The 24,297-nt window shown below is 32.5% G+C and carries 19 protein-coding genes and 1 pseudogene; 9 read left to right on the top strand and 11 right to left on the bottom strand.

What is annotated here, in order from left to right:
• Window positions 1-148: 148 nt before the first annotated feature.
• From AB3211_RS00360 to zapE, 5 genes are all read right to left on the bottom strand, one after another.
• On the bottom strand, window positions 149-439 hold the full coding sequence (locus AB3211_RS00360) for a hypothetical protein (protein WP_367364280.1): 291 nt from the start codon (window positions 437-439) through the stop codon (window positions 149-151).
• Between the two features lie 21 nt (window positions 440-460).
• A complete protein-coding gene (locus AB3211_RS00355; protein WP_367364279.1) occupies window positions 461-832 on the bottom strand; it encodes a hypothetical protein in 372 nt (123 codons plus the stop codon).
• Window positions 833-1,736: 904 nt separating this feature from the next.
• A complete protein-coding gene (locus AB3211_RS00350; RefSeq protein ID WP_367364278.1) occupies window positions 1,737-4,025 on the bottom strand; it encodes a 3-hydroxyacyl-CoA dehydrogenase/enoyl-CoA hydratase family protein in 2,289 nt (762 codons plus the stop codon).
• 5 nt (window positions 4,026-4,030) lie between these two features.
• Complete coding sequence (gene tmk / locus AB3211_RS00345) at window positions 4,031-4,654, bottom strand: dTMP kinase (protein WP_367364854.1); 624 nt, start codon at window positions 4,652-4,654, stop codon at window positions 4,031-4,033.
• Window positions 4,638-5,633, bottom strand: a complete 996-nt coding sequence (zapE, locus tag AB3211_RS00340; RefSeq protein WP_367364277.1) for a cell division protein ZapE — start codon at window positions 5,631-5,633, stop codon at window positions 4,638-4,640. Before zapE ends, tmk begins: the two co-directional genes overlap by 17 nt.
• A gap of 160 nt (window positions 5,634-5,793) precedes the next feature.
• On the opposite strand from zapE, the gene dacB reads away from it, so the two are divergent.
• Together dacB and AB3211_RS00330 are read left to right on the top strand one after the other, a co-directional pair.
• The gene (gene dacB / locus AB3211_RS00335) at window positions 5,794-7,161 is read left to right on the top strand and encodes a D-alanyl-D-alanine carboxypeptidase/D-alanyl-D-alanine-endopeptidase (RefSeq protein ID WP_367364276.1); all 1,368 of its coding nucleotides are present in this window, start codon (window positions 5,794-5,796) and stop codon (window positions 7,159-7,161) included.
• A gap of 189 nt (window positions 7,162-7,350) precedes the next feature.
• The gene (locus AB3211_RS00330) at window positions 7,351-8,142 is read left to right on the top strand and encodes an HD domain-containing protein (RefSeq protein WP_367364275.1); all 792 of its coding nucleotides are present in this window, start codon (window positions 7,351-7,353) and stop codon (window positions 8,140-8,142) included.
• Here the strand turns inward: AB3211_RS00330 and AB3211_RS00325 are convergent.
• Window positions 8,102-9,211, bottom strand: a pseudogene (locus AB3211_RS00325) (MFS transporter); the annotation flags it as partial. The gene AB3211_RS00330 and the pseudogene AB3211_RS00325 sit on opposite strands and share 41 nt — an antisense overlap.
• A 641-nt stretch (window positions 9,212-9,852) precedes the next feature.
• On the opposite strand from AB3211_RS00325, the gene AB3211_RS00320 reads away from it, so the two are divergent.
• Window positions 9,853-11,076 carry an IS256 family transposase gene (locus AB3211_RS00320; RefSeq protein ID WP_367364274.1) on the top strand — a complete coding sequence of 408 codons (1,224 nt, stop codon included), beginning with the start codon at window positions 9,853-9,855 and terminating at the stop codon, window positions 11,074-11,076.
• Between the two features lie 362 nt (window positions 11,077-11,438).
• On the opposite strand, the gene AB3211_RS00315 is transcribed toward AB3211_RS00320, so the two are convergent.
• Complete coding sequence (locus AB3211_RS00315) at window positions 11,439-12,164, bottom strand: HD domain-containing protein (protein ID WP_367364273.1); 726 nt, start codon at window positions 12,162-12,164, stop codon at window positions 11,439-11,441.
• Between the two features lie 501 nt (window positions 12,165-12,665).
• Here AB3211_RS00315 and AB3211_RS00310 point away from each other — a divergent pair.
• Window positions 12,666-12,920 (top strand): hypothetical protein, encoded by a 255-nt coding sequence (locus AB3211_RS00310; RefSeq protein ID WP_367364272.1) that lies wholly within the window; start codon window positions 12,666-12,668, stop codon window positions 12,918-12,920.
• Between the two features lie 453 nt (window positions 12,921-13,373).
• Here the strand turns inward: AB3211_RS00310 and AB3211_RS00305 are convergent, their stop codons facing one another.
• The 3 genes from AB3211_RS00305 to hslV are packed head-to-tail and all read right to left on the bottom strand — an operon-like array spanning window position 13,374 to window position 16,815.
• On the bottom strand, window positions 13,374-14,894 hold the full coding sequence (locus AB3211_RS00305; protein WP_367364271.1) for a YifB family Mg chelatase-like AAA ATPase: 1,521 nt from the start codon (window positions 14,892-14,894) through the stop codon (window positions 13,374-13,376).
• A 2-nt stretch (window positions 14,895-14,896) separates the two neighbouring features.
• Window positions 14,897-16,237 (bottom strand): ATP-dependent protease ATPase subunit HslU, encoded by a 1,341-nt coding sequence (gene hslU / locus AB3211_RS00300; protein WP_367364270.1) that lies wholly within the window; start codon window positions 16,235-16,237, stop codon window positions 14,897-14,899.
• Window positions 16,234-16,815, bottom strand: coding sequence for an ATP-dependent protease subunit HslV (gene hslV, locus AB3211_RS00295; RefSeq protein ID WP_367364269.1), 582 nt, complete (start codon window positions 16,813-16,815; stop codon window positions 16,234-16,236). Before hslV ends, hslU begins: the two co-directional genes overlap by 4 nt.
• Before the next feature lie 90 nt (window positions 16,816-16,905).
• On the opposite strand from hslV, the gene AB3211_RS00290 reads away from it, so the two are divergent.
• The 5 genes from AB3211_RS00290 to AB3211_RS00270 all read left to right on the top strand — a co-directional run bounded on the left by AB3211_RS00290 (window position 16,906) and on the right by AB3211_RS00270 (window position 22,676).
• Window positions 16,906-17,271 (top strand): DUF2628 domain-containing protein, encoded by a 366-nt coding sequence (locus tag AB3211_RS00290; protein WP_367364268.1) that lies wholly within the window; start codon window positions 16,906-16,908, stop codon window positions 17,269-17,271.
• Window positions 17,272-17,548: 277 nt separating this feature from the next.
• The gene (locus AB3211_RS00285; RefSeq protein ID WP_367364267.1) at window positions 17,549-17,899 is read left to right on the top strand and encodes an HIT domain-containing protein; all 351 of its coding nucleotides are present in this window, start codon (window positions 17,549-17,551) and stop codon (window positions 17,897-17,899) included.
• Between the two features lie 164 nt (window positions 17,900-18,063).
• On the top strand, window positions 18,064-19,089 hold the full coding sequence (gene asd, locus AB3211_RS00280; RefSeq protein ID WP_367364266.1) for an aspartate-semialdehyde dehydrogenase: 1,026 nt from the start codon (window positions 18,064-18,066) through the stop codon (window positions 19,087-19,089).
• Window positions 19,090-19,388: 299 nt separating this feature from the next.
• Window positions 19,389-21,146, top strand: coding sequence for a type I secretion system permease/ATPase (locus AB3211_RS00275; RefSeq protein ID WP_367364265.1), 1,758 nt, complete (start codon window positions 19,389-19,391; stop codon window positions 21,144-21,146).
• Between the two features lie 9 nt (window positions 21,147-21,155).
• Complete coding sequence (locus AB3211_RS00270) at window positions 21,156-22,676, top strand: HlyD family type I secretion periplasmic adaptor subunit (RefSeq protein WP_367364264.1); 1,521 nt, start codon at window positions 21,156-21,158, stop codon at window positions 22,674-22,676.
• Between the two features lie 642 nt (window positions 22,677-23,318).
• On the opposite strand, the gene AB3211_RS00265 is transcribed toward AB3211_RS00270, so the two are convergent.
• A complete protein-coding gene (locus tag AB3211_RS00265) occupies window positions 23,319-24,167 on the bottom strand; it encodes a DsbA family protein (RefSeq protein ID WP_367364263.1) in 849 nt (282 codons plus the stop codon).
• Between the last annotated feature and the right edge of the window lie 130 nt (window positions 24,168-24,297).

Raw genomic sequence — 24,297 nt, 5'->3', positions numbered from 1 at the left:
TACACAGTTTTTTGGACAGAGCCAAATTTTTATCAGGGCAAGGTTATTTGGACTTGTTTATGGGATCATTAAAATCAATTTTCAGGTTGGGTAGTTCGCTATACTCCGTTTGATCACCCCGTGTCTGTTGTTGTTCCCGTTCTTCAAATCATTCGAGTATACTAGTTACCAATAAAGGTACAGTCTCTAATATCTTTACTTTCTCTTCTAGTTCTACTAACCCACCTATTACTTCACCTAATTTTTCATCAAACTCATCTATTTCATCTTGTAAAAATTTAATGTGTTTTTCTATACTATCTTTATCTATACCATCAATGCTATGATGTAATCTCTCCTTTTCATTGTTAAGTATTAGTACTAAATCTTCTCGCCTTTGTTGATATCTCTTCAAAGTCTCTGATTCAGTTTGACATAGATAATTTGCTGTAAGCTGCATCTTAATATAATTCTCTTCATCTTATTTGTGCAAGGCTATTTTTTCCAGTATCTTCTGTAATTTGGCCTTTTCTTTGGGGTTGCTAAACTGAACAATTCCCCTAAACTCATCAAGTAACATTTTTATGCACATTTCTACTTCATTTAAATGAACAGTCATGTGCAAAATATGATGTTCTTTCTTGGTAGTTAGAGTGGTTAACTCTTTTAATTCTTTATGTAACAAAATTACTTCTTCTTTGGCTGTAATGAAACTATTAGAGAAATCCTGACTCATAAGCCAAATATTGGTACATGCCAGCCTAATACTATATAACCACTTAATACAAGTTACTATCAATAGCATTTCAATAATGATTAAAATAATTGAAGAAATTACTAATAGTTGAATCATTTCATTCCTCCTTTTGTTGCCTTCCACGAGATAAGCTCTATATTCGAATGCTCCTACGAATTGGCTTCGTAAGATTGCGAGGTATTCAAGTATACTTTTTTGATTGTTTATTACTTGTAATGCCACTTTTAGCTCTAATGTCTTTATACTTTCTCTTTGTTGTAATAAAATTTTATCTTTTTTATTATTGTTATTTTATCCTACTATTCTTGGATATAACATTTTCTTGGTCTAATTTATGGGTACATTATAACTAACCTCAGTTTGATGTAATAATCATCGCCATTAGGAGTGATGTCACCGCCATTATGTCATCCCAGCTTTCGCTGGGATATAAAAACTATCTAACATAACCTGAATTCGATGTAACTTGTTACATCGAACTTTCGTGTTATATATTTTAACAATCAGGTTTGAAGCGGCTGCTCACCTGATTGTTAAAATATAACACTCCATTCAATATGTGATTTTAATTATTAAAATCACATATTGAATGATGAAAAAAGTTAAAATGCACTCGCGTCAGCCGCTTCAAGAGTGCATTTTTCCTTATAACAAAGCCAGTTCGATATAAGAATTATTAATGCTTATATCGAACTGAGGTTAACATACCTTCTATGATATTTTTTTAGACCCCGCACCAAAGCAAGGGTGACACCCTAGGCTATTAAACCGATGTCTTACATCAATACTTGAGGTTAACTACCTTGTATAGGAATCCCCTTTAATTTTAGAGCTGTATATTTTATATAGCATAATAGATGTTGTGATGTGTAAAGTGTTTTTAATAAAAAAAATTTGTGAGGATATTAAGTTTATTGAGAATTTTACTAACTCGCCACCTCTAGCAGAGATAATTCTTGAAATTCATTGGATAGGTTAGTGTGTTATAGTAAACTTTGTTCTAAAAACCAAAAATCTTTTTTGGGTTTTTGGCAAGTTCTAAAAATATCTCTCGTTCAAATTGCAATAATTTTTGCTCATCAATTTGTTGCATGGAAATGATATCTTGAAACTTTGACAATAGCCATCCTTGAAGATTATCATACTCAGCGATACTCTTCTGCTTTGAAGAATTGCTTTCTGCAAATACTATCGGGGAATTCGCGTACTCACGTACCTTATTGTACTGCTTGAGTTCGCTTACCCCTTGTTTGTTGCTCCCATTCTCCAAATCATTTGAGTATACATCTAATTCTTCAGCTAAAGTAACTTTAGATAAAATAACTTGCTTGCTTACTTTCTTTATTTTTTCTGGTAAATCCAAGGCAAAGGCCTCTTGCAGTATTAAATGTTTATTCATATTTACTTGCACGTTAGTAATATCATAATCAGCTATAAAATAATCAGCAGAACTTGATTTATTGTGCAATAGGATATTTCTCAAATTTTTTACCAGCTTACTTTTATCGCTACTTGCACGATAAAACATTTCCTTAATGCCTCCCCAACTTGGAACTAAGCCAACTGATACCTCAACTAGACCAGCATTTAATTCCTGATTAGCTACAATAAAATCAGAATGTAACAATATTTCACAGCCCCCACCTAACGCAACACCTAAAGCACAGCTAATAATATTAATATGCGAGTATTTTAACCTTATCATGGTTTTTTGACCAAGTTTTAAGAAATCTTCTAATTTAGCAAAATCTTGATTTTTTATACAGGAAGCAATGAATTTTAAGTCAGCACCAGCTGAAAAATTATTGGTTAATGGCATAATATATAGTGTTTGCTTCTCATTTTCTGCAATATCAACAGATTCTAACAAAAGTTTAAAAACATTTTCATTGAGGCAATTCATTTTAGTATTAATAGTAAAAACTAACCTATTTTTATACAGAATTAGTTGAGCCGAGTCATTCTTCAATAAAATCTTACTTTCTTCTAATCTGACTCTAATCAAATGAAACTGACTCAGTTCAATAGTTTCATAGGAATTATTAGCGATATATTCCGGTAATGTTAAATTCATGAGCATTGCTTGTTTTTTAAGCCACTCAAATCCTCCTCCTATGTGATTAATTAACAACTCAAAAGGACCAATCTTCCAACTATAACCAAGCCTCATAGCTATATCTATATCGTAAATATTGTTAGTAATCGATGGAATTAAAGATATTATATATAAGTAAAACTTCACTAGGATCTTATGAAAAAATTTACCATAGCGAGAGTTGCTATTTAACAACTGATCAATAGAACTATATTCAATCTTGGGATATTCAAATGCTACATAAGTTAAAGTTGTAAAATCTATGACTTCTTTAGTTTTTATGCCATTTATCTTTGATATGCGGTAAAAACCTCCTAAAGCTTTACGACCAATCAAGTTATTCTCTATCATCTTATCAAGGATAGAAGATGCTGAGTAAACTTGGTGATAATCATCATGATTCGGTAGGGAATTAACTAGTGATGTAGAAATTAATCTCATTACGTCGTGACCTATTAAATCATATAAGCCAAAGATTCCTGTACTTGGTAATTTACATAAATCAGTAAAAATTTTATCGATAATTACTGGACTTAAATTTTCATCTATGCTGCTGCGAACAACCAGCTCAAGTAGATAACAACCAACTCGATTTGCTATAAAACCTGGAGTATCGTGACATTTAATAATAGTTTTCCCTAAATCTCGTGTTAGAAAATCTGATATCCTCTCTATAACCCCTGAGCTAACCTCTGAATCTACAACAAGTTCAAGTAATTCCATATATCTTGGAGGATTAAAAAAATGACTAATGACAAATCTAGACCTGATGGTAGATTTTATAGAATCAGGCATTTGCTCTTTTAATTTCCTTAAAGGTAGGGTTGAAGTATTAGAAGCTAAAATAGCATCTTCTTTTAGGTAGGGTAGAATCTTCTCATATAGCTGATGTTTTATTGCAATTTTTTCAATAATAACTTCAATGATCAAATCACATTCTGTAATCAGCTTTAGATCATCTTCTAAATTACCAATAGTGATAAACGCTAATTTACTTGGATGTGATAAAGGAGCTGGTCGTTGTTTCTGTATATTTTCTAGAGCCTTGGCAAGTATGGCGTTCCTATCATTAGGGTCGTTGCTTACTACATCTAGTAAAACAACTTGGTGAGAGGAGTTAGCTATCAAGGCAGCTATTGCTAGGCCCATTACTCCAGAACCAATAACACATATTTTTTCTATTTTATTTTCCATCTTATTCACCAAACCTTTGCAACGAGCATCGCAACTATTATATCATGAATTTCTTGTACACTAAGAGTTGAAGCATTTATTTTTACTATTCTATTTGGAAATTTAGCTGATATATATTGAAATCCATCATAGACTTTTTGATGGAATTCAATATTTTTGCTTTCAAATTTGTTATTATTCCCTCGCACTAATGCCCTTGGTAAGGCAATATTTGGATCTATATCAATAAAAAATGTAATATCAGGCATCACATCAGATATTAAAGACTTATGAAGATCATAAACTAAATCAATCCCTATATCTTGCCCCTGATAACAAGCAGTAGAGTCTACAAACCTATCACAAATAACTGAGATCCCACAATCTAGTTTAGGAATAATCCTTTTATGGACATGTTCGTAACGTGCTGCCATGATTTGCAGCAATTCTGACATAGGTAGTAAATCTTGATTAACTAAAATGTCACGCATTTTTTCAGCAGAAATAGTTCCCCCTACTTCACGTGTTAAATCTACGGGAATATTTTGTGATAGTAAATACTGATATAACATATTACTTTGGGTGGATTTTCCGCACCCTTCCCCACCCTCAAACGTAATAAATTTACCCTTTTTAATTGACGTAGCTATCACTATTCATCTCATATAATCTTGAAATAGTTCTGTTAAATTCATCTTTGCGAAAACCATTCTGATATATTTTTATAGGTTCATCTTGTAATGTCATGAATAATACAACCTTATAAAAATAAGCATTATCAACAAAATTAATAAACCTAACTGCTAAGTCTGTGTTATCAGAATCTATTATACGAATATTTTCTACTATTATGATAGAAAATTTTTGGCAAATATTTACATAATCAACATAACCTAATTCTCTTACAAATAGCTCTTCAAAATCTGTCACTAATATTTTTTCACTAGCCATTTTAAAAGATATTTTACGTCCAAAAACTAGGATATCCTTAGAAACTAATCGGTTATTACTATTTAACTTGCTAATAAGGTTCTGTATCTCAAGCTTATTATCTTCATTAATAGGGTATATTATGCGTCTATTAGTCATGTGTATAATTTTATCTAATCGATAATCATGATCACTATCCAATTGCATAACTTCAAACTTTTGATAAATCTCTTTAATTATTGGCAAAAAGGAATTTCTTTGTAAACCATCTTTATACAAATCTTTTGGCTCGATATTACTAGTAATGAAGATAAACACCTTATGTCTTATGAGTTCAAGGAGCAGCGACCCTATTATCATAGCATCAGTTATGTCTTTAATTTCAAACTCATCTATGCATATTACTTCCGCCTGCTTTGCATAATTTGCAGCAATTCTTTTGATAATATTATTTTTAGATTGTGATTTATCTTGCAACTGATAAATATCTTTATGTACCGATTGCATAAAGTTTTGGTAATGTATCATTAATTTCTTAATTTGCAATATTTGGAAAAAATGTTGCATTAATACAGTTTTGCCATTACCTACATTACCATATAAATATATAGCTTTTTTTGCTAATAAAGTGCTATTAAAGAATCTAAAAAACGACTTATCTTCAATTTGTTTAGCAAACTCTTTAATTCTGCTGAGCAAAAGCAACTGCTTTTCGTCAAATTTTAATTCAGGCAATATATTACATTCTCATTTTAGATTTAGTATAACCTGAGTTAGTATAGTCTCTTAATAAAAAACCTTTACTTTTATAGCTAATTAAATCAGATTAGCTACAAAAGTAAAAAATAAAATAAAGATTATGCAAAAAATTATTTCACTATTCTTGCTTTCAATATTTTATAACTTTTCATATGCTTGTGACTATAATTATAAAGAGACAATTAATCAAGAAATACAAAAAATAGATTCTAACATTAATATAGGAATAAAAATTAGAAATTTATTAACAGGCGATGTAATTTATGAGCAAAATGCTGATAGGTATTATACTTTCGCGAGTGCTTTAAAATTCATTACTATAGGTACTTTAAGTCAATATTTTGGCAATGATTATCTTTTTATTAATAAGATTTTACAAAATAAAGATGATTATTATTTAGACATTAATGATCCTAATTTTTCCACCAGTGATCTTGATAGTATGATAAGCATGCTTAAAGAAAAATCCCATAAGACTATTGCTAATTTTTATATTATAAATTCTCAGTTTTCTCTTCCTGCGGTTATAGAAAGTGGAATGCTTGAAGACTCTAAACGTAGTTATGGTGCTCCAATTACACAAGTACATATTAATAAGAATTATATAAAGTTACAGTTACATACAAGTGAATTAGTAAAGAATAAACTACATGTAGATAATCAAGAGTTAATACCTTATAAAATTGTTAACAAGGCTATAACTATTCCAAATGGTGATAAAAATAAACTAAATATAGTGATTAAAGATAATAATTTACTAATAAATGGCACATTAAATGAAGGGGTCAAGAATTTTATTGCAGACGTAGTAGTTAATGATAATCTAAATCATATAAAATTAACATTACGACAATTATTAAATAAACATAATATTAAAATAACAGGCAAAATTTTATATAGTTCTAAACCAAAACTAGCTAAAGAAATTGTCCGAATTGAAAAAAAATTCAATCAGATTGGTAGCTACGCTTTAAAAATGTCTGATAATTATATTACAGATTACTTACTTGCTAAATTTGCTACTATATGCAAAGTAAGTGATTGGGCAGAGGCAGGGCTTTTATTAAAAAAATATGTAAATGAAAATTTTGCAGTAAATTTAGATAATACAGTAATAGTTGATGGCTCTGGTTTATCTCGATATAATCTGCTTACTCCAACACATTTTGATGAGTTTTTAACTAGCATTTATAAAGATAAAAACTTTGAAACTATTAAGTTAATGCTAGCTAGACCTAATGAACCAGGCACTTTGGAAAAGCGTTTTCAAGGGATAAATATTTTTGCCAAAACGGGTAGTATGTCTGGAGTATCTTCATTAATAGGTTATGTATTTGATAAAAATAATGTACCCTATAGTTTTGTTATAGTTAGCAATAATTATTTAGGGTCAAAACTGAAATATAAAAATCTAGAAGAAGAAATAATAAGAATATTATTAAATAACCTCAATTCAAATAGTAACTAAGTTAATACTAGGCTCGGTATCATCACATGCGAGTAGAATATTGGATATTATTTTATGGGGAAGAAACTGTAATTTATACAACATAGGTTAGAAAATATTGCGTCTTTTTAAAAATAAAAAGTAGTAAATGCTTTAAATAGTCAAAATTTTAGTTTATAATAACTTTATAATTAAAATATTATAGTTTTTATGGAAGATATTAACTATTGGGATAATTCACAATACCAGTATTGTGCATATGCTGAGAGGTTGGTTAATGAATTAATTTTGCTAAATACAAAAGTACAGCAACCAATAAACATTGATGTAGTAAAAAAAGGCATCTACTATGCTAAAAAATATCATGGTAGTCAAATGAGACAATCCGGCGAGCCATATTACTCGCATCCGATTGAAGTGGCTTATATGGTTGCCCAGTACACAGCCCTAGAAATTCCACGATTATTTAGAACCGACATGCTTGTTACCGCATTACTACACGATACCATTGAAGATACAAAACTGACCGAAAAAATGATTGCCTATATTTTTGGGGATCAGGTTGCCAGTCAAGTAGAAGATTTGACTAGGGTTAAACCTAGTGGCAAGATTAGCTCGGCAGAAACACTAGATTTATTATTCCCACAAAAAAAATATGATGTGGCATTGATTAAACTTTTTGATAGAATTCATAATTTAGAAACGTTAGGAGCTAAATCACCGGAAAAAGCTAAAAAGATAGTAGAAGAACCTGTAATACATTTTTTAACTTTAGCTATGCATTTAAGAATACCAACAGTAACAAAACAAATTATTACATTATGTTGTCAACATTTATCTATACCTCTACGAGAGGCTTTTGTGGATAATTTCCAGTCTTTTTCTCCAACTTTTCAAAATGAAATATCCCAAATGCAAAACCTATGCAAACTGGAAACAATATCATCATTATCCCCCAATGATGACAATACTCAGTTAAGTACACAATTGCAAAAGAGGTAACTACATGCATTAAGGCACGAGATATGGCAAATGTAAGACTAACACAGCTAAAACGTTTAAAGACAGGAAAATGTTTATAAAAAATTGGCTGTCCTAAGCCGGGACCGATAGGCACAAATAACATAACGAACAATTGAATTAAAAATACATCAAGTGGGCTATTAATGTTATTTAATAAATAAGGGCAAGCTAAAGCAAATAGACAAAATATCAATAACAAGGTTTTTACAATTTTTAACGGATATATTTTATAACTTAAATATGTTAATACCAAAGTGCTTAAAAAGGAAAAGATGGAGATAATAAAATTTTGATGAATAACCTGTTCAGCACTATAGCCAAAAGAAGTTTTTAACATATTTCCGCAATAAATATAAGTAAAATAAAAACATACGGGACACATACATTCTATTAAGAACAAGGCTATTATTGTTACTTTATTAGCTTTTTCCTTCCATATTGGATTATTTTCCAGTTTTTTGAGATCTATGCTGGCAACATTTGAAGTCTGCTGAAAAGTTTTTTTCAGTTGACGTTTGGCATCAGCAAATTCCGGCGTTTCTCTAAGGCTCCTTCGAGCTACTGTACCAACCAGTGCTACGCCAGCTCCCATCCAAAATGCTATACGCCAATTAAATCCATAGGAGGTCACTAAAGATGCTATTCCTAAAGCAACAACTCCTCCTAAAGTAGCAAAAATCGCAACTGATGAAACAGCTGGATATTGGATTGGTGGATTTATAAATTCAGTTAAATAAAGTTTTGCTCCTACTGCCTCTCCCATAGAGGACATTCCTTGTAGTATACGGCATATGGTGATCAACCAAGAGGCTGTAATACCTATTTGGGCATAAGTAGGGAGATTAGCCATGGTAATACATGATAAAGCCATTATAAAAGTCGTTATAATAACGGTACTCTTACGCCCTATATTATCACCTAACCATCCAAATATTACTGCACCAACAGGCCTAAAAACAAAGGTAGAGCAAAAAGCTGTAGCTGAATAAAGAGCGGTAGTATGAGGATCATATTTTGGAAAAAACAACTCATTAAGAAATACCGCCATATGGACATAAAGCATTAAATCAAAATATTCAAGGAATGTTCCAATTGAAAGCAATCCAATAGCTGATTTTTGTTCTTTCGTTAGGCTTCTTTGTTCTTGCTGGTATCCTATCATTTATTTACCTTACTATATTATTTATATAATAACCAATGTCTTACATGTCATTCCTGCGAAAGCAGGGGTCTAATACGATCTTACGATGTCACCCCTGCGTAGGCAGGGGTCTAAAATAACTTAACACAACCTAATATTGGTCATTTTTTAGATTCCTGCCTACGCAGGAATGACATAACCCCTCGCAGGGATAACATAGTACGCTGGAATAACATCATCCCAACGAAAGCTGGGATGACACCCTAGGTTATTAAACCAATGTTTTTACATCGAATTGAGATATAACATATACATATTGATGACTTGGTTGAACGATAGCAAGAAAAAATAATACAGAAAATTGAAATAATAAATCTTGGTTGTAACAATATCACGGTTCTATAAACAAATTAGAAAGGGAATAAAGAGATATTGGTAAAAATATAGCCTGAGATCAAAGAGATGTTGACTATCAAAGGCTCTGTCCAAAAAACTGTGTAAATTTCGAAATAGGTTATATATAAAAGTATAACAAAAAAGGAAATTACATGAATAAAAAAACTAATGAATCAATAAAGCAAGCAGTAGATTTATTAATAGATAATGATACAGATGTAAGTACAATACTGAAAGAAGGAGGTTTATTAAAAGAATTGACCAAACGTTTAATAGAGAAGGCACTGCAGTCAGAAATGAATAATCATCTAGGCTATGATAAATACAGTCGTGCAGATAATGATAATGCTCGTAATGGTATAACTAGCAAAAAACTGATCTCCGAACATGGAGCTGTAGAAATAGAAGTACCAAGGGATAGGCATAATACCTTTGAACCCGCAATACTACCAAAACGCCAGAAACGTTTTGATGGTTTTGACGATAAAGTACTATCATTATATGCTAAAGGCATGAGTATATCTGATATTAAGATTCAGTTACAGGAGTTATACAGTGTTGAAATAAGTGAAGGCTTAATCAGCCAAATTACTGATGATGTAATGGATGAGGTTAAAGCTTGGCAGAGTCGACCATTAGAAGAGATATATCCGATAGTATTTTTTGATTGTTTAGTAGTAAAAGTCAGGCAAGATAAAAGGATAATCAATAAGGCAGTATATGTTGCATTAGGAATTGATTTATCTGGTAAAAAAGATATATTGGGATTATGGATCAGTGAAAATGAAGGGGCAAAATTTTGGCTCGGTAATTTTACCGAAATGAAAAATAGAGGGCTAAAAGATATACTGATTGCCTGTAGCGATAATCTTACTGATATGTCTGAGGCAATAGAAGCAGTTTATCCAAAAACAGAACATCAATTGTGTATTGTACATCAGATTAGAAATAGTTTAAAATATGTGTCGTATAAAGATAGGAAGCAACTGTCTAGCGATTTAAAGCCGATATATACTGCAGTAACGGAAGAACAAGCCCATTTAGCTTTAGTATCTTTTGAAGAAAAATGGAATAAACAATATCCACAAATTGCCAAATCATGGTATAATAATTGGGACAATCTAATGATTTTTCTAGGGTATCCTGAGTCAATTAGAAAGGTAATTTATACAACTAATTCAGTTGAATCTGTCAATAGTCAATTGCGTAAAGTAACAAATAATAAGCGGGTTTTTCCTAATGATAATGCTGTTTTTAAAAGTTTATATTTGACAATTGACTATATGACCAAAAAATGGACTATGCCCATTCCAAACTGGAATGAAGCTATGGCTCATTTGATGATTAAATTTGAGGATAGGCTTAACAAAATTTAATGACCTATTTTTTCGAATTTACACAGTTTTTTGGACAGAGCCCTATCAAAACTGCATCGCTATTTTAAGAGTGAAATTAGTAGCCCTAATTATCCTATTTTTAAGTTGTCCGTACTTATTAAATAACCTTAGAAGTTCTTTAGATGTTTTCCTACTTCAAGCATTTGTTGTTTTGTTAATGTCTGATAATATGCCGGCTAACCCAATTTTTTATAAGCACTTTCCTGTATTTAAACGTTTTACCTGTGCCACTCTCACATATGCCCTATCACGTGCTTTTATGTATGTCATTGTATCCTTTGGGTCAATATATCTAACTGAATATTTTGGTCATTGGGGGTTGCTCATCCTATTTTGTTTAATCAGTCTAGGATTCGCATTTGGGCTATTTCATTTTGAAAGGTTGAAGAAAATGATGTATCCTTAAAAGATTTTTGATGTAGATCCTGCGACAAAGATTTTGTATTTATAGGTGGTAAATGTTGATAACATAACTGCAGTAATTCTTCTGTTAGTTGCGGTATTTCTAGGTGCATACTGATTATTATAAATGCCCTCATACTTTCTTGTATAATTTTCCTCACTTTCTCCGGAGATTTAGCCTTTAGAGTTTGCAAGTTGTGAATCCGGTCAAAAATTTTAATCAATGCCACATCATATTTTTCTTGTTGAAGTAATATATCTAATGTTTCCGCCGAGCTAATCTTTCCATAAGGCTTTACCCTAGTCAAAGCTTCTACTTGACTAGCAACCTTCTCCCCAAAGATATAGGCAATCATTTTTTCGGTAAGTTTTGTATCTTCGATGGTATCATGTAGTATGCTGGTAACAATAATGTCAGTGCGAAAAAGATAATCAGAAATCATATATGCTACCTCTATTGGATGAGAGTAATAAGGCTCTCCTGATTGCCGCATTTGGCTGCCATGATATTTTTTGGCGTAATAAATAGCCTTTCTAACCTCATCAATATCTATTGGTCGGTTTACTTCCTCATTTATCTTACGTAATTTGCTCAGTAACCTAGTAGCATATTGACAAGATTCATACTGTGAGTTGTCCCAATAATTAATCTCTTCTTCTTCCATAAAAAACCATAATATTTTTATATTCAATTTATAGATTAAACTAAAATATAAATTATTACCAAGGATTTTTATCTATTTTTAAAAAAGATGCAATATTTTTTAATTTTATTGTTATATAAACAGACAGTTGCTTCCTTTATGTTCACCTAGCCTTAAGTCTCAGTAAAATTACTACAAATTATATAGAATTTTTGTTAGAAAAACAATAATAATATTTCAATTTATAATAAAACTATATTAAGTTTGTAATACCGATTATGAAAGAATTGCGTAAATTTGAGTGGGTAGCGGATTTGGCGACTCTAGTAAAAAGTGAAGACCAAATTAAACAGCAGAAGTTAAAAAGCTAAAAACTGCTTAATTATGCAATATTATGCACTGTGACATTGATTTAGCAATTATTATCAGCTTTTTAGGATAAATAAAAGAAATGTAGAAAACATTTTGCAAGATAATAATATTATGCTACTATGCAACTAATGAGATTCTTAGATTATAGAAATGTCAAAAGATAATTTAGATACTGGCAGAAATACCAATAATAAATTTGTTGAAACAGAAGAAGAAAGAGAAAAACGACTGGATCGTGAAGAATCAGCTAGAAAACTAAAAGCAATTCTCTTTGTATTTATACCGCTTTTAGTTGGTTTCCTAACCTTCACTTATTTCTTTCTTAATTCAATAGAAGAAAAAAGTAGACTACTAAAAGAGCAAACAAGCCAAAATATATCAACACCAAATAGCTCAGCAAAATAGGTAGATTGGGCTAAAGAAATTAGTTTATTGGTTGAAAGGACAACATAAGGCTGTTTTTAAAAGCGATAGAGTTGTTATATGGATTTAAAATTTGTTACTTTAGAAACGCTTTAGATCAGATGGTATTTTTAGGAAAAAGGTAAAAATTGCAAAGTTACCAAGGACGCTAGATATGATAGGATCTGACGGAAGAACGTCAGGATTAATTAGAATTAAGCATTTGCTCTCCTCCATTACTCAATTACTTTAATCGACTTTTCATGTCGCACTTTCATCTTATATTCAGGTAGAACCTCAAGAATTGGCGTTGCCACGCTAAAGATCGAGGCTGCTCCGTTACTCATATACGCTACGCCGCTCGACTTTGCTACTGCTAGCTCTTCTTGAAGTTATACTATCGTCTATCAACTCTTGAAATCATAGCAGTATACAGAAGTGCAACTAATGGTTAATTCAAAAGCTATTCCCCATTCTTCTATAGTTTAGTGCTTCAGCAATGTGTATCTTGTGGACGTTGGAAGAAGCGTCTAGATCTGCTATGGTTCTTGCAACCCGTAAGATACGGTTATAGGCACGCATGGATATACGAAATTTTGTCGCGGCTTCATTAAGTAAATCCTTACCATCATCCACTGGTAATGCATATTCGATCAGCAACTGCCCGTCCAAACGGTTATTTGTTTTAATATTATATCCTTCATATCTAGTTTGTTGAATATTACGAGCCATTTCGACCCTGTGTGCTATCTGCCCTGATTCTTCTTCTGTATCATCTTCTATTAAATTATAGTTATATGAGTCGATAGATCCTACCTCTATATGTAGATCAAATCGATCCATGATAGGGCCGGAAATTCGCATCTGATAATCACTCCCACATTTTGGAGATTTAGAACATGCTTTATGAGGATCGCTTAAATAACCACATTTACAAGGATTCATTGCTGCTATTAGCTGAAAGTTGGCCGGATATTTTATATGCGAATTTGCTCTAGCAATTAGTATTTCTCCGGTTTCAATTGGCTGCCTTAAAGATTCGATAACGTTAGGTGGAAATTCTGGTAATTCGTCTAAAAACAACACTCCGTTATGTGCTAACGAGATCTCTCCAGGTTTTACTCTTTTACCGACTCCACCGCCGACCATCGCTGCTATCGAGCATGAGTGATGGGGGGTACGAAAAGGTCTAGCTCTTGATAGTTTCCCGTTTGCTAGCTTGCCTGCAACGCTTGCTATAGTACTGCACTCCAATATTTCTTCGGGTCGCATTTTGGGTAATATACCAGGTATACATTGTGCCAACATAGATTTGCCAGTACCAGGTGGACCAAGCATTAATAGATTGTGACCACCAGAGGCCGCTATTTCTAAAGCTCGCTTGGCTACTTTCTGTCCTTTGATATCTTTAAAGTCAGGGTAATTTATTATAGTAGTGTCAATTTCTAATTCAGGTGATGATAATATTTGTGAGCCTTTAAAATGGTTAACTAACTCTATTAAATTTCCTGCTACTAAAATATTATTATTGCCAGACCATGCAGCTTCCTGACCATTAGATTTTGAACAAATTAGCCCTTTATTTCTAGCCAAAGCTCCAATAGCAGCAGGTAAAGCCCCGCTGACAGGCAGAATAGAACCATCTAGAGATAATTCTCCTATTACTAGATATTCTTGTATTTCCTCAGCTGGCAAAATTTTCATGCTGCTAAGTATAGCACAAGCAATAGCAAGGTCAAAATGACTACCTTCTTTAACCAAATCAGCTGGAGCTAAATTTATCAGTATTTTTTGAGCAGGCAAGGCAAGACCTATTGAAGAAAGTGCTGCTCTAACTCGTTCTTTAGACTCGCCAATAGTTTTATCAGCAAGTCCTACTATAGTAAAATTAGGTATCCCTGGTGATATCTGTACTTGCACATCAACATCGATAATATCTATACCGCTAAAAGTTAAACTACCAAGGTGAACTATCATTTCTATAAAATAAATTTTACTAGATCAAGATTTTTGATAATTTTTGATAATTGCTGGTCGACAAAATGTTCGTCAATAACTATCTCTTTTTCTTTCGTATCACTTGCATTGAAGCTTATCTCCTCCAATAAATTTTCTAGAATAGTATGTAATCTTCTTGCTCCAATATCTTCAACTTCTAAATTAACATTTGCTGCATAAGTAGCAATTTTATCTATTGCATTATCAGTAAATTTTAATTTTACCCCTTCGGTTGCGATTAAGGCTGAATATTGTTTTATTAAACTTGATTCTGGTTCAATTAAAATTTTTATCATATCGTCCTTAGTGAGTGAGCTTAACTCTACTCTAATAGGTAGCCTTCCTTGCAATTCAGGTAATAAATCAGATGGTTTTGATAAATGAAAAGCACCTGATGCTATAAATAATATATGAGCAGTTTCTATAGGACCATGTTTTGTATTAACTGTTGTACCCTCAATAATAGGCAATAAATCTCTCTGCACTCCTTCTCTACTAATTTCTGAACTTTTTCCCTCAGATCTTGAGGTGATTTTATCTATTTCATCCAAAAATACTATACCATCATTTTGTACTAGCACTAAGGCATCTTGAGTAATTTTTTCTTGATCGATCAATTTTTCTGACTCTTCAGCAGAAATAATTAAAAGAGCATCTTTAACCAGCATTTTCTTAGTTTTTGTTTTATTAGTACCGATAGCTTTGCCGATCATATCAGAAATATTTAAGACGCCCATGGCCGCTCCTGGCATACCAGGAATTTCAAAATTACTACTACCAAATAAGCCCCCTGAATCTGTTATATTTATTTCAATTTCAGTATTGTCAAGTTCACCTTTTTCAAGCTTGCGACAGAATTTTTCTCTAGTTTCAGTTGATGCTGATTTGCCGACTAAAGCATCCAAAATCCTTTCTACAGTTTTTAAATTTGCATTAGCAATCACTGCTTTTTTAGCATTAGCTTTTTGTGTGTTAACAGCTATTTCCACTAAGTCTCGTATTATTGACTCAACATCTCGTCCAACATATCCTACTTCAGTGAATTTTGTTGCTTCTACTTTAAGAAATGGTGAGCCGCTAAGCTTAGCAAGCCGCCTAGCGATTTCAGTCTTACCTACGCCAGTTGGTCCTATCATTAAAATATTTTTCGGCACGATTTCTTGACGAAGTGGTTCGTCTACATTCCTACGTCTGCAGCGATTCCGCAACGCTATCGCAACAGCTTTTTTAGCTTTATATTGCCCAACAATGAATCTATCAAGTTCAGCTACGATTTTAGCGGGAGTTAATCCCATAGATTTTTTTTTAAGATTAATACTCATATAACTTTAACTTTTTCTACTTTAACTTTTTCTAGAATAATATTATGATTAGAGAAAACACAGATATCAGCTGCAATATTCATTGATTTTAAAGCAATCTCTTCTGCAGTTAGGTCATTGTCAAAAGACATTAAACCTCTAGCAGCAGACAGTGCATATAATCCACCAGAGCCAATGGCAGCAGCATCACCATCAGGTTCAACTACATCGCCATTACCAGTTAAAATTAATATATTTTTTTGATCTGCAACGATCATCATTGCTTCAAGTTTACGTAAATATTTATCGCTACGCCAATCTTTTGCCAGTTCTACAGCACTTCTCAGTAACTGATACGAATATTTCTCCAACTTTAATTCTAATTTTTCAAATAAAGTTAGAGCATCTGCAGTAGATCCAGCGAAGCCAGCAATAATACTATTATTGAACATGACTCTTAATTTTTTTGCTGTAGATTTTAAAATTGTATTACCATGGGAGACCTGACCATCCGCTGCGATTACAACATTCCCCCCTTTTCTTAAACAAAGTATAGTAGTCCCGTGTAATGTGACAGGGCCGGGCGAGTTATCTGACATAAAGAATCTTTTAAATATTGATGTTTGGCTATTTGTTTATTATTATGGTATTTAAGTAATCATTTAATATCGTAATTACAAGACTTTCCTATGAATATTTATTCAATATATGTTAATCCTCAAAAAAAGGATAACGATTTTATTCTTATCAAGCAAGGTTTTTCATTATTTGCTGCGTTTTTAAGCGTGTTTTGGGCATTCTATCATAGAATGTGGTTACCACTAATAATTACTTTGATATTAAGTATTATTATATCAAATTTAGGTTGTACTAATTTTATTTCTGTAAGTCAATTCGCCATTATGTTAATATTCGGTTTTTTCAGCGATGATATGAGAGAATATGATTTGCAAAAAAAGAAATACCAGCTTACAGACATAATATTAGCAAAATCTGAGATAGAAGCTGAATTAAAATTTTTAGAACGCTTAGTGGATGAAAAAAATGTGTTATAGTAATCTCAGTTTGATATAAGACATCAATTTAATAGCCTAGGGTGTCATCCCAGCGAAAGCTGGTATCTAAAGAAATAGACAAAGAAGGTGCTTTAAACATTTTAGATCCCAGCTTTCGCTGGGATGACATAATGGCAACAGGGGTGACATCACCCCTGATGGTGGTGATTACTTGAGCTTACTATTAATTTATTACATCAATACTTGAGGTCAACTATTACCAACATCTGTGTTGCTAATAGTATTTGGGAGTAGATAATATAAATGAGAGTATAATATGTATGACAAGAATAATGTTTTTGTAAAAATTATTGGTAAAGATATTCCAGCAGAGATAATATATGAAGATGATAATTTAATAGCATTTAATGATATAAATCCTGTAGCACCTATACATATAATAATTATACCAAAAAAGGAGTATATTGACTATAGTGATTTTATCCTTAAAGCTTCTAGCGATGAAATTAAAGATTATTTCACCAAACTATCCTATATTGCCTCGCTAGTTGGTTTAGATCAAGATGGCTATCGTTTGATTACTAATAAAGGGGTAAAGTCTGGACAGAGTGTGTTCCATTTTCATTTCCATATTATAGGGGGGAGAACTATTTCTAAGCTGATATAGTCAATTGATTTGGTTTGCTACGTCGTTGTTCGATCGCTCACGTACTGAATGTATGCTTCGCTCCTCACGCCTAGTAGCAAATCCAACTGAATTAACTATAGGTTAAAAATTAGGGAATGACATATACTAACAGATATATAAGAATGATAAAAAGATAAATGTAGATGACAAAACAATATAATATTGCGGTAATTGGTGCGTCGGGTAATGTTGGACGTGAGACTTTAGAGATTTTGTTTGAGAGGTGTTTTCCAATTAATAAACTCTATGCTGTAGCATCGAGTGAATCTAAAGGTAAAGAGGTTAGTTTTGGGGAAGATAGTATAAAAATATTTGATATAGATAGTGTAGATTTTAGTAAAATAGATATTGCTTTTTTTGCAGCTGGATCAGAAATATCAATGAAATATATACCCAAAGTTGTCGAGCAAGGTTGCATAGTTATCGATAAATCGTCATTTTTCAGGCTTGATTCTGATGTTCCTTTGATAGTTCCAGAAGCCAATCTAGCGAGCCTAAAAGATTATACTATTAAAAATATTATAGCTAATCCGAATTGTTGTACTGCTCCTATAGCTACTGTATTAAAGCCTTTGGATAATGCAGTAAAGATTAAGAGAATGGTGATATCGACTTATCAGTCGGTTTCAGGAGCAGGGAAAAGAGGAATGGATGAACTTTACGAGCAAACTAAGGCAAAATATGTTTTTAGTGACATCACTCCTAAAATTTTTCCTAGGCAAATAGCTTTTAATTTATTTCCTTATATAGGTAGTTTTAATGAAGATGGTTCTACTAGTGAAGAATCTAAGATTTCCTTGGAATTAGAAAAAATTATAGGATCACATGCTAAATCTAGTGTAACTTGCGTGAGAGTGCCGGTGTTTGTTGGTCATTCTATTTCAGTTAATGTTGAGTTTAGTGGAAAGATAGATGCTAAAGAAATAGAAGAAATACTAAAAGAATCAGACTCTATTGTAGTTAATTCTCATTTGGATAAAACACAATATGTTCCTCCCATAGATGTTGTTGGTAAAGATTTTGTTTATGTTTCACGAATTAGAAATGATCATAGTCAAAAAAATACCATTAATTTATGGATTACAGCAGATAATTTACGTAAAGGAGCAGCTTTAAACGCTGTGCAAATCGCTGAGGAATTGATAAAAGGATATTTATCGAAAAAGTAATTAATTAACCTGAATTCGATTTAACAAGTTACATCGAATTCAGGTTAATTAGGTTATTTATATTACTTTTAGGCTCTAAGTCTAATAAAGAGGTTGCCATATTATTTATTTTGCGTATAGTGTAGAGTTCAATAAAAATATTACAAATAGTATAATTTTTACTAATCAGCAGTAAAAAAATATAATAGAGCTGGGAAGCCGTCAGGTTCGGATAACTACTATTATCAGGACAGGATAATTTAATTTGTGTTAGATGATATAGATTATAATTCAGAAAAATATAATATAACAATGGTAATATGAGAAATAATAGTGCATTAGTATCTCAAGTAATAAATCCCCTAACTACCGCTCTTGAGAAGTGCAAAATTGCATTTTGGATAGTTTTTAGTTTTGCGTTTGTTATTAACTTGTTAATGTTGATAACGCCTCTTTATTCCTTGCAAGTTCTTGATCGGGTTATAGGAAGTGGTAACTTATTTACATTAATGTGGTTGTCTATTATTATTGGTACGATCTATTTTATTTATGGGTTATTGCAAGTTGCTAGATCATTCACCCTAATTAAAGTTGGTGAATGGTTGGATAAAACAATTGCTCCTGTAATTTTTGGTCACTCTATTTCAGCCTCTGCAACTCGTACTAATATGGGTGCTAGTCAGTTACTTCGTGATTTTCAAACAGTAAAAACCTTTCTAACTAGCACTGGTATTAATACTTTATTTGATGCTCCTTGGAGTATTGTCTACATAATAGTAATTTTCTTAATTCATCCATATATTGGAATCCTTACATTAGTTGGGGCTATTATTATTGTATCTACGGCTTTCTTTAATGCAGCTGCAACTAATAAAACTCTCGGTGAAGCTACTGAATTTTCTATAAAGGGTATGACGCAAGCTGACATCGCCAATAGAAATTCAGAAGTTGTAGAAGCTATGGGCATGATGAAAAATGTTACGGCAAATTGGCATCAATTTAATATTGCTTCTTTGGAGAAGCAATCAATTGCTAGCTACCGTAATGGTGCTATTTCTAATTTTTCAAGATTTATCCGTAATGTTATGCAAATGCTGGTAACTGGTATTGGTGCTTATGTTGTTGTTCATACTTCAGGAAGAGATATGACTACTGGTGGTATGATTATGAGTTCCATTATAGTTGGTAGAGCTTTAGCCCCTTTTGATAACGCTATTGAGTTATGGAAAAGTATGAGCGGGGCTATAAAATCTTATAAAAATATCAATCAATTATTTGCTTCGTATAAATCAAGAGAAGAAGCAATGCCAATTCCAAATGTCGAAGGACATTTAACTGTGGAAAATATTTATTATTCGATACCAATTCCTCCACATATACCACAACCACCAATACCAAGATATATTTTAAAGGGAGTATCCTTTGCGGTGCAGCCTGGTGAAATATTAGCAATTATAGGACCTTCTGCAGCAGGTAAGTCAACTTTAGCAAAAGTTTTAGTTGGGGTATGGAAAGCATCGTCAGGGACTGTTAGGCTTGATAGTGGAGAAATTTACCGTTGGAACAGGGAAGACTTTGGCAAACATGTAGGGTATTTGCCGCAAGGAATAGAGTTATTTAGTGGTAGTATAAAGCAGAATATAGCTAGGATGACTGAAAATGCTGATCCGGAAAAAGTAATTGAGGCAGCTAAAATTGCTGGAGCTCATGAAATGATCTTAAGATTACCTGATGGTTATGATTCAGATATTGGAACAGCAGGTTCTAATCTTTCTGGCGGACAAAAACAACGTGTTGGTCTTGCTAGAGCATTTTATGGTAATCCTAAACTGCTTATTTTAGACGAACCTAATGCAAATCTTGACGAAGCGGGTGAAATAGCCCTATCAAATTGCTTAAAGCAAGCAAAATCTAGGGGTATTGCTGTAGTTGTTATCTCTCATAGACCTTCTGTATTATCGGTGGTAGATAAGATTTTGGTATTACAAGATGGGGCGGTAGCTCTTTATGGCACTCAAGAAGAAATGCAAAATCGAGTTAAACTGTTACAAAGTGGTGTAATCCACATTAATGAATAAGTTTTAAATATGGAAGAAAAGAACAATAAGCCGGCATTTACAGCGGAGCAACTTAAACAGCTTTTGTCGCTACAAAATGATTTAACACACACGAAAAAAACAAAGGGAGCTATTGTATCACAAAAGGTAATAGTAAAGATTTCTAATGCCATTAAAAATACATTATATTATCTTGATCGTTTCGTCAATTTTGTTACTAAAAATAATGATGTTGATCGCAATGATGTAGTGCAAATTGCTAGATCCCCCATTCTTTTTGGGGTATATGTAATAATCTTTTTTGTATTAGTTGGAGGAGTATGGGGCAGTTTTGCTCCTCTTGATAGTGCTGCTACAGCACTGGGTGTTGTTATAACGAGTGGTAATAAGAAGACAATTAATCACCAAGAAGGTGGGATTATAGCTAATATTTTTGTTAAACAAGGTGATCAAGTTAAAGAAGGTGATAAATTAATAGAGCTAGAAGATACAAAAATTAAGTCAGCATATGAAAGTAATTTAAGCCAATATAGACATGCTTTAGCAACGGAAAGTCGTTTAATTGCCGAGAGAGATAATCAAGCTCAGATTGAATTTCCAGAATTATTAACCAAAGATAATTTACCTGAAATAGCAAGGATTATACATACCCAAGAAAGTTTATTTCAGTCTAAAAAAGAAGTATATAAAAGTGAAAAAAATGCCTTACATCAAAGGATCGAGCAATTAAATAAAAAAATCGAAGGTACGCAGGCTAAAAAAGTTGCAAATATAAAAACTCTAGAGGTTGTTAAGGATCGTTTAAAGGCAATGCATACATTGCATGAAAAAGGTTTTGCTAATAAAGCCGCTTTATTGGAATTCGAAGCTAAAGAAGCACAGTACAAAAGTGACATAGCTATGACAGAAGCTGAAATTGCATCTATTAAACATTCGATTACAGAGTGTGAGATTAGCATTATTAGCTTACAAAATAAATATACAGAGAAAACTCTGACTGAACTAAAAGAGACACAAGAGCTAGTAGCTCGTTTTAAAGAGGCATTTAATGCACATCAGGACTCTTTAAATAGAGTGGTTATTAAATCACCAGTTGATGGTATTATAAATGTATTGAACTATCATACAATAGGACAGGTGATTTCACCAAGTTATCCGATTCTAGAGATTTCTCCAACTGATGATAGTTTGATAATAGAAGCAAAAGTTCCAAGCAAGAATATAGATTCAGTGCATGAAGGCTTGATAGCAAAAATTCGTTTCAGTGCTTTTAAATCTAGAACAACGCCGTTATTTACTGGCAAAGTTGTTAAAATATCTCCTGATATTGTACAAGACAGAAATGCTCCAAGTCAAGATCCTACCACTTATTATATCGCTAGAATTGAGATTGATATGGATGAGTTTAATAAGATTGCAAAAGCTAAAAAATTAGAGTTACATCCTGGTATGCAAGCGGAAGTTCAAATTGTCACTGGTACAAGGACTCTCCTGAAATATTTACTTGATCCTATTACTGATACGATGTTTAGAGCATTTAAAGAGAAATGATATCGCTAGAGGGTAGCTATATGTTAATGTTCTTAGCCAAAAACGATGTCATCCCAGCGAAAGCTGGGATCTAATAATGTTTAATAGTCTTTTAGGCTATTTTTTTAGATTCCCGCCTACGCGGGAATGACAGCTCTGGGTATTAACTACAACTGTAGTATTAGCGTAGTTAATAATGGGAAATGGTATAACATCCTTCTAGGCTACTTTTTTAGATCCCAGCTTTCGCTGGGATGACATAATGGCTGAGTAGGGGTGACATCACCTTTAACAGGGATGATACTGAACCTAGTATTAACTTGTTATATCGATATTTGAGATTAAGTAAGTGTATACTCTTCTGCTTTGAAGAATTGGTTTCGCAAATACTTACGGGATATTCAGCCATAACTGTCGAAAGTTAGTAAATACAGCTTCCCTATACGTCATTGCGAAGAGTCGCTGAAAGCGGCGACGCGGCAATCCAAGATACACGAAGTGTACTAGAAAAAACAGCTTCGCTGTTTACCTAGATCGCCACGGCATCTAAAGATGCCTCGCGATGACGATTATAGAAAAATGTAGGGTACTATGGTATCAGCTACGCTCCGTTTGCTCACCCCTTGTTTATTGTCCCAATTCTTCAAATCATTTGAGTATATATTAATTTTCGGATTTGATACTAGAGTTTTCTAACGTTTTATCAATTACCCTAGAAAGGATTTCTAAAGTATATCCATTTGTTAGTATGCCATTAACAAAAAATGCGGGTGTACCAACAAAACTTTGTGAACTAGCAGCAAGGTTAGTATTGGCAAGTAATGTTTCAACAATTTGATTATTACTAAGACATTTAGCATAAGTTTCTGCGGATACTCCACCAATTTGAGCTATATTTGTTAGTAACTCACGATATCTATTACTACTGCCCCATTTATCTTGTTGTGCTAGTATTACACTTTGGAATTTAAGAAAACTATCTAGATCATTTGGACAACGTGCTAAAATTGCTGCATCTAAATCTTGCTTATTACCGATAAATTCACGAATTATATAAGCAATTTTATTGGTATCAATATACTTCTTTTTAAGTTCAGGTAGAATTTTTTCATGATAATAAGCACAATGTGGGCAAGTTGGAGAAAAATACTCAACTACCACTACAGTTGCCTTAATATTACCAAGAACTATATCGTTTTGGCTAACATTGAAAGTTGGTTTATAAGGCATCTGTTTCAAGCTAACATCACTTATATCAGTAGAGTTAGTAGCAGAATCCTCTACCGTATCTAGAGGTTCTTCCGTATTAGTTGAAGCCGGACTGTCTTGAGGATTTACTATTGTGTTCCATTTATCATTGGCAAGGTTGTCATTATTTTCTTCTTGTGGAGTTTTTTCCTGAGTCACTTCAGCCTTATTATCAGGTTGCTCGTTTTTATTATTAGATTTATCACTTTCTTCCGAACATGATATTAACAATAATGAAATTATAATGATAAGGATATTATGCATAAGTTTGGATATAGTTTTAAGTTAAATTAAATACTTTACTCTTCAGGATTTTATATTTCTTATGAGAAGTCCTTATAAAAATAAGGTTTTACTGGTGTTTAAGCAATAAAAATTTTACTTTTCGTAACAA

It is taken from the genome of Candidatus Tisiphia endosymbiont of Nedyus quadrimaculatus, assembly GCF_964059235.1.
Classification (GTDB): Bacteria; Pseudomonadota; Alphaproteobacteria; order Rickettsiales; family Rickettsiaceae; genus Tisiphia.
Note: the sequence above shows the minus strand (reverse complement) of the source record. Positions and strands in the feature narration are given on the sequence as shown.